This window comes from Thalassospira sp. (assembly GCF_002709775.1).
Lineage (GTDB): Bacteria > Pseudomonadota > Alphaproteobacteria > Rhodospirillales > Thalassospiraceae > Thalassospira.
The window spans coordinates 1-14,336 of record NZ_PAQR01000065.1; the positions used below are offsets into that span (position 1 = coordinate 1).

13 protein-coding genes are annotated in these 14,336 nt (G+C 56.7%); 9 read left to right on the plus strand and 4 right to left on the minus strand.

Annotated elements, in window-relative coordinates; genetic code table 11:
* Positions 1 to 2 precede the first annotated feature (2 nt).
* Positions 3 to 920, plus strand: a complete 918-nt coding sequence (locus CMO10_RS19370; RefSeq protein ID WP_297025041.1) for a UDP-2,3-diacylglucosamine diphosphatase — start codon at positions 3 to 5, stop codon at positions 918 to 920.
* On the plus strand, positions 917 to 2,059 hold the full coding sequence (locus CMO10_RS19375) for a glycosyltransferase family 4 protein (protein ID WP_297025043.1): 1,143 nt from the start codon (positions 917 to 919) through the stop codon (positions 2,057 to 2,059). Before CMO10_RS19370 ends, CMO10_RS19375 begins: the two co-directional genes overlap by 4 nt.
* A gap of 9 nt (positions 2,060 to 2,068) precedes the next feature.
* Here CMO10_RS19375 and CMO10_RS19380 read toward each other — a convergent pair whose 3' ends face one another.
* Positions 2,069 to 2,866 carry a BUD32 family EKC/KEOPS complex subunit gene (locus CMO10_RS19380; protein ID WP_297025045.1) on the minus strand — a complete coding sequence of 266 codons (798 nt, stop codon included), beginning with the start codon at positions 2,864 to 2,866 and terminating at the stop codon, positions 2,069 to 2,071.
* Between the two features lie 175 nt (positions 2,867 to 3,041).
* Between CMO10_RS19380 and CMO10_RS19385 the strand changes: the two genes are divergently transcribed.
* From CMO10_RS19385 to CMO10_RS19410, 6 genes are all read left to right on the plus strand, one after another.
* Positions 3,042 to 4,850 carry an ABC transporter ATP-binding protein gene (locus CMO10_RS19385; RefSeq protein ID WP_297025046.1) on the plus strand — a complete coding sequence of 603 codons (1,809 nt, stop codon included), beginning with the start codon at positions 3,042 to 3,044 and terminating at the stop codon, positions 4,848 to 4,850.
* 62 nt (positions 4,851 to 4,912) lie between these two features.
* A complete protein-coding gene (locus CMO10_RS19390) occupies positions 4,913 to 5,644 on the plus strand; it encodes a lysophospholipid acyltransferase family protein (RefSeq protein ID WP_297025048.1) in 732 nt (243 codons plus the stop codon).
* Positions 5,641 to 6,933, plus strand: coding sequence for a 3-deoxy-D-manno-octulosonic acid transferase (locus CMO10_RS19395; protein WP_297025050.1), 1,293 nt, complete (start codon positions 5,641 to 5,643; stop codon positions 6,931 to 6,933). Before CMO10_RS19390 ends, CMO10_RS19395 begins: the two co-directional genes overlap by 4 nt.
* On the plus strand, positions 6,926 to 7,897 hold the full coding sequence (gene lpxK, locus CMO10_RS19400) for a tetraacyldisaccharide 4'-kinase (protein ID WP_297025060.1): 972 nt from the start codon (positions 6,926 to 6,928) through the stop codon (positions 7,895 to 7,897). The genes CMO10_RS19395 and lpxK overlap by 8 nt, the downstream gene beginning before the upstream one ends.
* Positions 7,898 to 7,916: 19 nt before the next feature.
* The gene (locus CMO10_RS19405; RefSeq protein ID WP_297025063.1) at positions 7,917 to 8,789 is read left to right on the plus strand and encodes an LpxL/LpxP family acyltransferase; all 873 of its coding nucleotides are present in this window, start codon (positions 7,917 to 7,919) and stop codon (positions 8,787 to 8,789) included.
* Between the two features lie 170 nt (positions 8,790 to 8,959).
* A complete protein-coding gene (locus CMO10_RS19410) occupies positions 8,960 to 9,487 on the plus strand; it encodes a hypothetical protein (protein ID WP_297025065.1) in 528 nt (175 codons plus the stop codon).
* Position 9,488: 1 nt separating this feature from the next.
* Here the strand turns inward: CMO10_RS19410 and CMO10_RS19415 are convergent, their stop codons facing one another.
* The 3 genes from CMO10_RS19415 to xseA are packed head-to-tail and all read right to left on the minus strand — an operon-like array spanning position 9,489 to position 13,597.
* On the minus strand, positions 9,489 to 11,042 hold the full coding sequence (locus tag CMO10_RS19415; protein ID WP_297025067.1) for a gamma-glutamyltransferase family protein: 1,554 nt from the start codon (positions 11,040 to 11,042) through the stop codon (positions 9,489 to 9,491).
* A gap of 15 nt (positions 11,043 to 11,057) precedes the next feature.
* Complete coding sequence (locus CMO10_RS19420; RefSeq protein WP_297025068.1) at positions 11,058 to 11,912, minus strand: M23 family metallopeptidase; 855 nt, start codon at positions 11,910 to 11,912, stop codon at positions 11,058 to 11,060.
* Entirely contained in the window at positions 11,912 to 13,597 is a 1,686-nt protein-coding gene (gene xseA / locus CMO10_RS19425) for an exodeoxyribonuclease VII large subunit (RefSeq protein WP_297025070.1), read from the minus strand. The genes CMO10_RS19420 and xseA overlap by 1 nt, the downstream gene beginning before the upstream one ends.
* 115 nt (positions 13,598 to 13,712) lie before the next feature.
* Here xseA and CMO10_RS19430 point away from each other — a divergent pair.
* A partial coding sequence (locus CMO10_RS19430; protein ID WP_297025072.1) for a phosphoribosylamine--glycine ligase occupies positions 13,713 to 14,336 on the plus strand: 624 nt, incomplete at its 3' end.

Consider the following 14,336-nt stretch of genomic DNA (forward strand, 5'->3'; position numbering starts at 1 on the left):
CAATGACAGCGATGACGCTGCAACCGCATTACCGCACGGTCTGGATTTCGGACGTCCATCTGGGGACACGTGGATGTCAGGCAGACCTTCTATTGGATTTCCTCAATGAAGTAACGGCAGACACCTATTATCTGGTAGGTGATATCATTGACGGCTGGCGCCTCAAGAAAAGCTGGTACTGGCCGGAAAGCCACCATGCCGTAATCACGACAATCATGGAAAAGGCAAAGAATGGCGCCAAAGTCATCTTCGTCCCCGGAAACCATGATGAATTCGCCCGCGAATTTGTCGATATGACCTTTGGCCATGTCGACGTTAAAATGAACGATATCCACGTCACCGCCGATGGCAAGCGCCTTCTGGTCATTCACGGCGATGAATTTGACGGGGTCGTCAAATATGCCAAGTGGCTGGCTTACCTTGGTGACACGGCCTACAATCTGGCCATCGCACTTAACCGCTATTTCAACGGCATTCGCCGACGTCTCGGATACGGGTACTGGTCGCTTTCGGCCTATCTCAAGAACCGGGTCAAGAACGCGGTTCAGTTCATCTGCAATTTCGAAAATGCCGTCGCCCACGAAGCTGCCAAACGCAAGGTGGATGGTGTTGTCTGCGGGCATATCCATCACGCGGAGAAACGCGAGATCGGCAATGTCCTGTATTGCAATGACGGTGACTGGGTCGAAAGCTGCACGGCTCTTGTTGAAGACAAGGATGGCAAGCTTGAACTGCTGCACTGGGCTGAAATGCGCCAGATGGCGATGAGCCATTCAAGCCCCGGCCACGATGCCGTTGGCGCACCGTCGCTTGGCCTTGGCAAACTGATTTCCATGTTCCGTACCGCCCACAGCGCGGGCAACTCTGCATCGGGTTCTTCGAAAAAGGGCAATGATGCACCGATTGGAAAGACTGCATGAAAATACTGATCGTAACCGATGCCTGGTATCCGCAGGTCAACGGTGTTGTCCGTACCCTTGAAACCGTACGCGGCGAGCTGGGCGAGATGGGGCATGATGTCCATGTCATCTCGCCCGATCAGTTCAAGACCATCCCCTGCCCGACCTATCCGGAAATCCGGCTGGCCCTGTTTGCCAAACGCAAAATGGCCAAGATGATCGAGGCCCTTCATCCGGTTGCCATTCACATATCAACCGAAGGCCCGCTGGGTCAGGCCGCCCGTGCCTATTGCCTGAAAAACAACATTCCGTTTTCAACCGCCTATCACACGCGCTTCCCGGAATATATTCATGCCCGCTGGCGTTTGCCGCTTTCGATCCTGTATCGCGGCATGAAGCATTTCCACGGCAAGTCGCAATCGGTGATGGTGGCGACCGAAACCCTGCGTCAAGAACTGGCGGGCTGGGGTTTCCCGAACCTTCATATCTGGTCGCGCGGTGTGGATCTTGATCTGTTCCGCCCTCGGCCAAAGGCCAGCTTTGGCGATTTCCCGAAACCGCACTGGCTGTTTGTTGGCCGTGTGGCGGTGGAAAAGAATATCGGCCATTTCCTTGATCTTGACCTGCCCGGCACAAAGTTCGTAGTTGGCGATGGCCCGCAACTGGCCGAGCTTAAGGGCAAATATCCCAACGCGCAGTTTCTGGGTAAAAAGGTTGGCGAGGAACTTGCCTCCGCTTTTGCCTCGGCAGACGTCTTTGTGTTCCCAAGCAAGACCGACACATTTGGCCTTGTGATCCTTGAGGCACTGGCATCGGGCACCCCGGTCGCCGTCTTCCCGGTTCAGGGTCCCGCGGACATCGTGCGTGGCACCAAGGCCGGTGCAATTGACGCGGACTTGCGTGAAGCAGCTCTGGCCGCGCTGGGTCTTAAAAGCGAAGATGCCCGAGCGCTGGCCGAACAATATAGCTGGCGCAACTCCGCCAACCAGTTCCTGCACAATCTCGCACCATTTTCCGGCGGGTTTGACGGGGTTGAGGCCATCCGGATCTCACTGGATGACGCGGCAAACGCCAGTCCGGCAACGTCAGCGGCAGCTGCCCCGGATCATGATGCGGACACCACCGCAGGCAAGGCACCTATTGGGCAACCAGCCCAATAGGCTACTTGGCTACCGATAAAGACTTTTACGCAAGGTGCGGTAGGCCCAAAGACCGTTAAGCGCATCCGTACCCAGCCAACGCCGGAACGGGCGAAGTATCAGGTAGACCGGACGCAAGAGCCGGATCACCTTGCGCAGCGGCACCAGTTGCCGGGCCTCTTCACCAGCGGCCTGCACATAGGCCTGCCAGCCGGCACGCAGCAGTTCGGGGCGTTTTTTGAATTCGCGCTGGATGGAAAAGACAAACAGCAAAACATCACGCGCCTGCGCGTCAATCAGCGGCATGCGGGCGTTCGGATCTTCTTCAAAATCGATAAAACCGATCTGGCCATCTTCACGCAGGGTCATGTTGCGCAACAACGGCGCGCCATGTGCGATGCCTTCGCCGTGCAAACGTGCGAGTGCTGTACCCGCCGCGACAACATGGGCACGAATGGCGTCATCATCACCCTTTTGCACGTCATCATCGATGCAGCTTTGCAAGATGCGTCCATTATCGCCAATCGCAATCCAGTTTTCGCCAACATCAATCAGATCGGGCACAAGCACGCCAAGGGTGGTGAGCTTGCGCAAGGTTGCTGCCTCGGTCTCAAGTCCTTCCTGCCCACCCGGCGATACAGTCGGGCGCAGCAATGGAATGCCGGTAATGTTGGCGGCAAAGCGTTGAACACGATGCCAGACCTTGTGCTTTGCCGGGACCGATTGCTTGACCCAGATGCGCCGGTTCTCCCAGCGCAGCGGGAAAACGCGTGCACCCACGCCCTGGGCAAGGGTATGTTCGACAAGTGCGTGGAGTTGCTCGTTCATTTATTTGTCTTATATGTCGCTGCGCGGTCACCGCACGCACAGTCGATTTTGTGTCCCGAATACGCGCGCTGCGGCTTGCCGCCTATGGCCGGTCATGATAGCAACAGCGCGTGCACTTAAATCATATTTTGCAGCCATATCCATAGAGATAGTATCACGTTGATACAACGTGGAAATGGCTTCGAAGATCAGGAACAGATTATTGCCCAAGAATTCCCTCGACCATACCGCAGAACATTGGGGCACATGGCCGCTGGTCAAACGCATCGTTCAGGATGCTGTGGCACCCTATTTCGGCAAGATCCTTCTTGCCCTTCTGTGTATGGCGGCGATGGCCGGTGCGACCGGCCTTTATGCGCTTTTGATGGATCCGATCATCAATGATGTTTTCATCAGCAAGCAGGAAAACATGCTTGTGCCGGTCGGGGCGGCTGTTCTTGGATCCTTCGCACTCAAGGGCTTTGCCAACTATGGCCAGACAGTTCTGATGAGCTATGTCGGCGGGCGTATTCTGGCCGATCTGCAAAACAGCCTTTATGAACATGTCATTCGGCTTGATATCGGCTTCTTCCACAGCACCAATACCGGCAAGCTGATCACGCGTTTCACCAATGATATCACCGCAATGCGCGCAGCCGTTTCAAACTCGCTGACCGGGTTTGGCAAGGACTTGCTGACCGCCACGGTTCTGATTGGTGTGATGTTCTACAAGGACTGGCTGCTTGCGATCATCGCATTTACCGTATTCCCCGCTGCGATCTATCCGATTGCGCGCCTTGGTAAACGCATGCGCAAGGTGTCGGCAAATACCCAGCAACAGATCGGCGAATTCGCCACATTGCTTGAGCAAACCTTCCAGGGCATTCGCCACGTGAAAGCCTATGGTATGGAGCCCTATGAATGTTCGCGCATGGGCAAGCTGGTTGAAACCGTCTTCAAACTGAGCTTCAAGGCATCGACCGTCAGCGCACGGTCGTCCCCCATCATGGAAACGCTTGGTGGTGCGGCGATTACCGCAATCATCATTTATGGCGGCAGCCGTGTGATCGATGGTGCGAGTGACCCGGGCAGCTTCTTTGCCTTTATCACCGCCCTTCTTCTGGCCTATGAGCCGGTCAAGCGTCTGGCAAATATCAACATCACCTTGCAGCAGGGTCTTGCCGCGTCCCAGCGTGTCTTTACGGTTCTGGATATCGAACCTGAAATCAAGGACGCCCCGGATGCGAAGGACCTTGTGGTTTCGGGTGGCAACATCAACTTCAAGAACGTTGCCTTTTCCTACAACCCTGAAATCACCGCACTCCGCGAGATTGATCTCGATATCAAGGCGGGTGAAACCGTGGCCCTTGTCGGCCCGTCAGGGGCTGGTAAATCAACCATCCTGAACCTGATCCCGCGTTTCTATGACATCAGTCAGGGTGCGATCACCATTGATGGTCAGGATATCCGTAATGTGACGCTTGAAAGCCTGCGCAAGGCTACCGCCCTCGTCAGTCAGGAAATCACCCTGTTTGACGATACCGTACGTGCCAACATCGCCTATGGCCGGGCCGGTGCATCCGATGCGGAGATCGAGCAGGCCGCAAAACAGGCCGCCGCCCATGACTTCATCGGCCAGCTTGAACATGGCTATGACACCATTGTGGGTGAGCATGGCGTGAAGCTTTCCGGAGGTCAGCGTCAGCGTATCGCCATTGCGCGTGCGATGCTCAAAAACGCACCGATCCTGTTGCTTGACGAAGCCACATCCGCCCTTGATACGGAATCCGAACGCCATATTCAGGGCGCGTTGTCCGAACTGATGAAGGGGCGCACCACGCTTGTGATTGCACACCGTCTGTCGACCATCGTTGATGCCGACAAGATTTGCGTGATCAGCAACGGTCGCGTGACCGAACAGGGCAAACACGAAGAATTGCTCGAACTGGGAGGGGCTTACGCCCATCTCTATAACTTGCAATTCTCGGAAGAAAACGGAAACTGATCCGGGCAACTTCGGGACAATCGGGCGTGCAGTGGCATAAACGGATCATAAAAAGCGACACAATGCGCAGCTTCATGTGCTGGCTTGCGGCTGGCTATGTGCGTCTTGTGCGTTTGACCGGCCGTTGGCGCACTGATGGTGGCGATTTGCCCGCGCAATATCTGGCAGAAGGCAAACCGTTCATCGTTGCCTTCTGGCATCAGCGTCTTTTGATGATGCCCTATACCTGGCGCTCGGTCGGTGGTGATCATCCGTTCCGCATGCTGATTTCATCGCATCGCGACGGCGAGATTATTTCACGCACTGTTGCCTATTTCGGAATTGATACCATCGCCGGATCGACCGGTGTTGGCAAAGGTGGTGCCGCCGCACTTCGCCAGATCCTCAAGGCGCTTAAGGCAGGTGATGTTGTCGGCATGACCCCGGATGGCCCGCGTGGACCGCGTATGCGTGCCTCTGACGGCGTCATTCAGGCAGCCCGCATGGCTGGCGTTCCAATCTTCCCGCTGACCTATTCAGCATCCAGCCGCAAGGTCTTTCAAAGCTGGGATCGCTTTGTCCTGCCACTGCCTTTTTCGCGCGGTGTGTTTGACTGGGGCGCGCCGGTTTTTGTTGACCGTAAACTTGACGAAGCTGGTCTTGAAGCCAAGCGGATCGAACTCGAAGACGCGCTGACACGCCTGACGCAGGACACCGACAGCAAACTCGGCCTTGAGCCAATCCCGCCAGCAGCGCCCGATGAATTGCCCAAGCAAAAGCGATCTGCCATGGCGGCGGGGGATACCGGGTCATGAGCCTGTTTTACGCCTATCGCGCAGCCACCCGTCTTCTCGGCCCGGCCGTGAACCTTTATCTCAACCGCCGCAAGAACCGTGGCAAGGAAGATGCCGGCCGCATTGGCGAACGCTTTGGTCATCCTGGTGCCGCCCGCCCGAAAGGCCATCTGGTGTGGATTCATGGCGCAAGTGTCGGTGAATCCCTTTCGGCCCTGCCGGTCATTGACGAAATTCGTCGCCGCTACCCATCGGCTTCCATTCTGGTCACCACCGGTACGGTGACATCGGCAACCATGATGCATGCGCGCCTGCCCAAGGGCGTTGTTCACCAGTTTGTTCCGATTGATCGGCAGGTCTGTGTTGCAAGGTTCCTGCATCACTGGAAACCTGATGTCGCACTGTGGCTTGAAAGCGATTTCTGGCCCAACCTTCTGACCAAGGCAAAGAAGGCTGGCGTCAAACTGGCCCTTTTGAACGGCCGTATCTCGGAAAAGAGTTTCAAGGGCTATTCCCGCTATCCATCCTTCATTCGTCCGGTGATCTCTGCCTTTGATCTGATCCTGACCCAAAGTAGTGACGAAACGGCACGCTTTGAGAGCCTTGGCGCAGGTTCCGTGCAGGCTGTCGGCAATCTGAAGTTTGCCGCTCCGCCACTGCCCGCAGATGAGATCGAACTGGCAAAGCTGCAGGAACAGATCGGCAGTCGTCCGGTCTGGCTGGCATCAAGCACATTCAAGGGCGAAGAACATATTGCCGGCGAAGTGCACAAGAAACTCGCCAAGGACCACAACGGTGTTTTGACCATCATCGTCCCGCGCCATCCCGATCGGGCCGATGATATTGAAGCAGACCTGATTGCACAGGGTCTTCAGGTATCTCGGCGCAGCCTTGGCCATGACATCACGCCGGGCACCGATGTCTACCTTGCTGATACCATGGGTGAGCTTGGCCTGTTTTACCGCATTGCGCCGATTGTCTTCATGGGCAAGACGCTTTGTGCCAGTGGTGGTCAGAACCCGCTTGAACCGGCACGACTTAACTGTGCGATCCTGCATGGCCCGGATATGAGCAACTTTGCCGCGATCAGCAGTGAAATGCTGGCTTGTGGGGCCTGCCGACCGGCAGCAGACGCCGATGACCTTGCCCGTCAGGTTGCAGCCCTTTTGCGCGAACCCGAAACCACCAGCAAAATCGCCAAGGCCTCAATGGATTATGCAAATTCCAAGGCCGAAGTTCTCGATCACACCATGGATGCCCTGCGCCCCCTGATGGCGCAAAAGGATATCAAAGAGGTGGATCATGCGTGATCCGGAATTCTGGCAACATGACGGTATCATCCCGAAACTCCTTAGCCCGCTTTCGGCCGCTTGGCGGGCCGGTGCCTGTTTTCGCAAACTGACCACCACCCCACGTCATCCCGGCTGCCCTGTCTTTTGCGTTGGCAATTTCACCGTCGGCGGTGCCGGAAAGACCCCCACCGCTGTTGCGCTTTATGATCTGCTGACAAACCTTGGCCGCACTCCGCATTTCGTCAGCCGCGGCTATGGCGGATCCCTTGAAGGGCCGCAGCGGGTTGATACCAACACCGATACCGCAAGCAAGGTCGGCGACGAACCGCTACTGCTTGCCCAGCACGGCCCTGCCTGGATTTCACGCAACCGCGCATTGGGCGCGGAAATGGCCCGCGATGCAGGTGCTGATGCGATCATTCTTGATGACGGCTTGCAAAACCCGTCCCTGATCAAGGATTGCAGCTTTGCCGTGATTGACAGCAACTATGGCATCGGCAATGGCCGCGTCATGCCCGCCGGACCGATGCGCGAAACCCTGATCAGTGGTCTGGAAAAGGTACGCGCGATCATCCTGATTGGCTATCAGACACCGGAATTCATCACCCACCTTCCGGCTTCTGTTCCTGTGTTAAGGGCGACGATTGAACCAACCAACGCGGCAGAATTCGGTCAGGCCCGCGTTCTGGCCTTTGCCGGTATTGGGCGGCCATCCAAATTCTATGAAAGCCTGAAACAGACTGGTGCACAAGTCCTCGAAACCCGTGACTTCCCTGACCATCATCCCTTCACGTCTGAGGAACTGACAACCTTGCGCACCGACGCCACAAAGCTTGATGCCACACTGGTGACCACGCAAAAAGACCTGATGCGCTTGCCAATGGCGGAGCGGGACGGCATAAGCAGTCTCGACATTCGTCTGGTGTTTGACGCACCTGATCAGCTTGCCCGTATCGTGACCTCAGTACTTGCCAATGGATAAGAACAGCAAACTCTACAAAATGCGCCAAAAATATCTGTCTCACCCACTACAGGGCTTTGGGGCATATTTGGCCTATTGGATGTTTGCCCTTATGCCGATTGATATGGCATCGGCCTTTGGCGGCTGGCTTTTGCGCACACTTGGGCCCAAGGTCGGCCAGACCAAAAAGGCACGCAACAATCTGGTTGCCGCCTTCCCGGAAAAATCCCCCGAAGAAATCGATCAGATCATCATCGGCATGTGGGACAATCTTGGTCGTTCGATTGCGGAAATTCCGCATCTGCACAAGATGCGCCCGGGTGGTCCCCGGATCGAGGTGGTCGGTCTTGAGAATGGCCTTGCGACTAAAACCGACGACAAACCCGGCCTGTTCTTTTCCGGTCACATCGGGAACTGGGAAGTAACGATGTGCATCGCCGAAGCCCTTGATATGGATATGATGAGCGTCTATCGGGCACCGGATAATCCATGGGTTGAAAACCTGTTCATGCGCGCCCGCAAGATGTTCAACGGTCAACTGGTCAAGAAAGGCCCGGATGGTGCGCGCAAACTGACCCGCTATCTGAAGAATGGCGGCCATGCCTGCATGCTGGTCGACCAGAAGATGACAGATGGCATTGCGGTGCCATTTTTCGGCCGGGACGCAATGACCGCACCGGCACTGGCGCAGTTCGCGCTTAAATATGATGCACCAATCGTCCCCATTCGTGCCGAACGTCTTGACGGCGCGCATTTCCGAGTGACGTTCTATCCGGCACTCGAAGTCACCAAAACCGGCAACCGCCACGACGATATTCAGGCAATCATGACCGATGTGAATGCCACAATGGAGTCCTGGATCCGCGAACGACCGGAACAATGGCTTTGGCTGCATCGGCGCTGGCCGAAGTAAGTTGCACCGAAATGAATTGATTGGCGCATTAACCGAATAGGAACCCTGTTGACGCAGACTGACGGTCCACCGACTGTCGACCGCGTCTTCGGAGCCCACCTTTCTTGCGCCGCTTGCTGATCATTATGTGCCTTATCCTTGCAGGGTCGCTCTTTGTTGCGTGGCCAACAATGGCGCTTGATCAAGATGATACGACCATTCGTGATACGGCGCGCGATATCCGGTTGCGGATTTCCGAGCTGGACCAGCAACTCAAGGAGCATCTCAGGCGTGCGCTTGAGGAATTCGGCACCCGACAAGTCGAATGCACACCAGACCAACCGCGCAAGACTCTCTCAGAATGTGTCGAGGTTGATGCCCGCGATCTGACCCGGACCACCATCACCATCGCATCTGCCGGGCAGGATGATGCCAACCTTCTTGATGATCTGGCCGATACCGAGGAACGCTTTGCCCTGTTCACCCGTGAAATGAACAAGACAAACGACCTTCTGGCCCGTGCAGGGGCCAAGCTTTATCTCAACAGCCTTGATGTCGCCCCGGAAATGGATCAGCTGCGTCGCGACGTCATAGTTTATGTCGAGCGCAAGCAGGCCTATGAACTCCGCACCAAGCAGGCGCTTCTGATCGCCACTGTCGCCATCATTCTGGTCGCAATCTTCTCGCTTATCTTTGCCGTTGTTCAGCGGTTTAGATAGGTCACGTTCCGCTCTGACCCACGATGAGCTGATGGCCATTGCGACGCCCGTCGCCAATCGCCGAAAGACCATCCCCATCACCACTGACCTTGGCGGCATGCACCCCGCCAAAGAACATGTCTTCGCAATCCCAGCGATGCTGATTGGCAAGGCTTAGCCCATCAAGCAGTGCCCCATCAAATCCGGGCTCAACCGATAAAAGATCATCCTCGACATGCATGCGCGGAGCAGAAATCGCCCCGTGCAGGGTCATGTCAAAGGCATCGATATTGAGCAACACCTGCAACATGGTCGAGCGGATCCGGTTTGACCCCCCCGAACCAAGCGCAACCGACGCCCCGTCTTCGCCAAGATAAAGCGCTGGCGTCATCATCGAGGTCATCCGAACCCCACATGGCCAGTTATGAAAACCGTCCGGTGAAAGATCGGCTTCGCCCAGCATGTTGTTCATCATGATCCCGGTCCCGGGCACAACACGGCCCGATGACGATCCGTTTGAGATGGTCGCAGCGGCAAGGTTGCCATCCGCATCGACGACGGAAATATGGGTCGTTCCCTGTTGACTAAGCGGGCGTTCACCAATCATCGAACGATACCGTTCGCACAGTTCATCGCCAAGAATGACGGGACTTGCCCCATGCTCCCCACGGGCAAGGCCGGTGGCATGAATGATCCGAGACATCGCCTCAAGATGGCGTTCCGAACCAAACGCCCCCAGTGCCATTTCCCGCGCAAGCTTCAGACCAAACCCGACCAGAACCCCGCCAGAAGCCGGTGGCGGGTTTAACACAAACCGCCCTTTGCGCCCGGTTATCAAAAGGGGATCACGCACCAGCACGCGATAGCTGGCAAGGTCCTGTTCTGTCAGGTAGCCACCATGTTCAGCACATTCAGCAGCAAGCTTGGCACCAAGGTCGCCCTGATAAAACCCGTCCGCCCCGCTTTTGACCAAATAGGCAATACTATCGGCCAGATCGGGCTGACGATGGATCACACCGGCATCCAGCAACTCAAAACTGTTCGGATCAGTTTTTCCCGCCTTGCCGAACACCTGACGACTGTCTGGCGAAAACGCCAGAAGCGGCTCGACAATGCCCATGACATAGCGCTGAAACGCATCAAGTTTCACGCCAACCTTTGCGGCCTCGATCGCCGGCTCGGCCAAGTTCGCCATCGGCAGTTTGGCCAGATCGTCATGAACGGCAAACAATCCCGCCACCACACCCGGTGTCGCAACCGATCCATAGCCGGCATGAAATTCCTGCGTCACACCACCGGCAAAAGTCGCAAGGCGGCTTTCAAATTCAAGGTTTTCACGCGATCGTTTTTCAAGCGGGGTTTCGACAAAGAAATCATAAAGCCGTGGCGTTTCACCGGCGGGCCTAGCCATGACAAACCCGCCACCGCCAAGAGATGCCAGAACCGGTTCCGCCACACAGGCCGCCCACATCGCGGCAATCACCGCGTCAAAGGCGTTACCGCCTTCTTCAAGCACACGGGCCGCCGCACTTGCTGTAACAGAATGTCCTGCGGCAACGGCCCCGTGGGTTTTCATGATCCTGCTTTCCCGTCAGTTATTGGCGTTTGCCGTCTTTTGTGCTTCTTCCATGGGTGGAACCAGCAACTGGGCATCAACCCGCGCGGCTCCGACATTGACCCGCCAATCAAGATGCGGGCCGGTCGCACGACCGGATTCACCGATCTTGCCGATCAGATCACCCTGCCGAACCACATCACCGACCTGAACATCAATTTCGGACAGATGCAGAAAGGCCGACACCACGCCAAGGCCATGGTCGATAAACAGCGTCGCACCGGAAAAATACATATCCGGGTGCGCAAGGGTAACGATCCCATCGGCCGGGGCCACGACCGGGCTTCCGGTCGGAAGGGCGATATCAACCCCCCAATGCGGCGCGCGCGGCTCGCCATTTAAAATCCGTTGCGATCCGTAAACACCGCTGATCGGACCAACTGCCGGCCAGATGAAACCTTTTTCGAGGAAATTCTCGGTAAAGCGTTCGGTCCGCGCTTCGCGGGCCTGACGCGAATCATCCTGAATGCGGCTGATGACCTCAGGGTCAGGGTTGACCATTTTCGGCGCAAGGCCATCAATCCGCTGAATGTTAAATTCGCGGTCACCGATCTCGTAGCTGAATGCTTCGATGCTGCCATCGGCATGCTGAATGCTGATGCGTGCCGGGCCTTCGTAATCGCGCGGGAAGCCCAGAACAAACCGGCCATCGGGTGCGATTGTGTCAATCGCCACATCATCCAGCAGCACTTCCGATCCGGCGTCCGTTTGCCCGAACACAATCCCGCCCTGAACAAACTGTCCCTGATAGGTGGGCTCTGCCGCCTCGGCAGAAACCCCAACCATCAAAAGCCCCGCAGCGGCCAGCATGACGGAAATGGTCTTACGCATTACAGAAGGCTCCCTTGCCTGTCATCGTCCTGGGGACGCGGACTTTTCTTCTTTGCCGGTTTTGGCTTGGCCGGCTTTTCGGTCTTCGCTACAGCCAGTTCGGCGGATGGCTCAGTACTCGCTTCTGGCAAGCCTCCACCCGTTTCAGATACGGGTTTGACGTCGACGCCCTCGCCCGCAGTTACCCGCGCAACACCATCGCCCATTTCAAGATCATAGCCCTCGCCCGCAACGATATCGGCAGACTTGCCGATCAGATTGCCTGCGCCATCGCGCACCACCGCAAACCCGCGTTTAAGTACATTGCGATAGGAATAGCTTTCCAGAAGCCGGTCATAACGCGCCAGTCCCTCGGCCTCGCGCGTCAGGGTATTTCGAACTGCCCCCTGCAGACGGCTGGCCAGATCAATGATCTGCTTGTCGGCGCGTGCGATATCGCGTTTTGCATCGCTGGGGCGCAGACCGGCACTTGCCCGATCAAGACGTGATTGCTGCATCTGCAGGGCCGATTTCATCGCACCATCGAGACGAAGGGCCGCATTTTCCAGACGCCCGCGTTTTTCGGAAAGCTGTTCGCGCGGGCTAACCAATCGTGTACTGGCTTCATTCAAGAGTGCGCGTGCCTGTTGCGTAACATTGACCGCTGCGCGTGGCAGGCGATCTGCCCAGTTATCAAGGGTCTGACTGCGTTCTTCGAGCATGCGCTTGGGGTCCCCCAAACCGCGCGCCAGACTTTCAAGGGCTGTTTTCTTTTCAACACCCAAACGCCGCACAGCCTGCGCCAGACGCAGACCATCTTCCTCGACCTGCCCGATCAGTTCGCTTCGCACCGGCACGGCCTTTTCCGCCGCCCCGGTTGGAGTTGGGGCGCGTAGATCGGAAACAAAATCAATCAGGGTGGTGTCAGTTTCATGCCCGACGGCCGATATCACCGGAATATCAGATTCTGCCACCGCACGAGCAACGACTTCCTCGTTAAACGACCACAAATCTTCAAGTGACCCGCCACCGCGCGCAACAATCAGCACATCGGGGCGCGGGATCTGGCCATAGGGCAGAAGATCATTAAATCCCCGAACCGCTTCGGCCACCTGATCAGCCGCCCCCTGCCCCTGCACAAGAACGGGCCACAGCAAAACCCGGCGCGGGAAACGATCGCGCAGACGATGCATGATATCGCGGATCACCGCCCCGGTTGGCGACGTAACAATGCCGATAACATCGGGCAGAAACGGGATCGGCTTTTTGCGATCAGCCTCAAAAAGGCCTTCGGCGGCGAGTTTCTTTTTGCGTTCTTCCAGAAGTTTTAGAAGCGCGCCTTCGCCTGCCACTTCCATCGTCTCGATCACGATCTGGTATTTCGACCGACCCGGGAAAGTCGTCAGCCGCCCGGTGACGATGACTTCCATACCGTCTTCGGGCACAAGGCCAAGCTTGGCTGCCTGCCCGCGCCAGCACACGCCATCGAGCACCGCCTTGTCATCCTTGAGCGCAAGATACATGTGCCCACTGCTGGCCCGTTTGAACCCGGAAATTTCGCCGCGCACCCGCACGAACGAAAAGGCATCCTCAACAGTCCGTTTCAGCGCGTTTGACAGGTCGGAAACCGAAAATTCGGGCGTATTTCCCGATTTTACTGGCGTTTCGGGAACCGGGGCATAAGGGTCGAACAAATCTTGCGTCATCAAGGGTACTTTATGCTAAAAGCCCGCCTAATAATTTTGCGGGGTGGCAATTGGGTCTAGCCTAGTTCATCACGCATGGACCATCAAGCAATCGGACAAGTCGAAGGATAAAGTCATGAAGGTTCTGGTCGTTGGCGGCGGCGGACGTGAACACGCGCTGTGCTGGGCGATTGCGCGCAGCCCGCGCATCTCCAAATTGTGGTGCGCACCGGGCAATGCCGGCATCGCGGATTCGGCCGAATGCGTTGCGATTTCCGATAGCGACCTCGATGGTCTGGTAAAATTCGCCAAGGACAACGCAGTTGATCTGGTCGTTGTCGGCCCGGAAGCCCCGCTGGTTGCTGGCCTTGTCGATGCGCTGGACGAAGAAGGCATCAAATCCTTTGGCTGCTCAAAGGCCGCGGCCCAGCTTGAAGGTTCCAAGGGCTTCATGAAGGACATGGTGGCAAAGTTCGGTGTGCCGACTGCGGCCTATGGCCGTTTCACCGATCCCAAGGACGCCAAGGCCTTTGTTGAAAAGCAGGGCGCACCGATTGTCGTCAAGACCGATGGTCTGGCAGCCGGCAAGGGTGTGACCATTTGTATGACAAATGACGAAGCCTTTGCTGCCATCGAAGAATGCATGGTCGGCGGCAAATTTGGCGACGCCGGTGCGGAAATCGTGATCGAGGAATTCCTCAAAGGTGAGGAAGCCTCATTTTTTGCAGTTTGTGATGGCGAAAACGTCATTCCGCTGGTC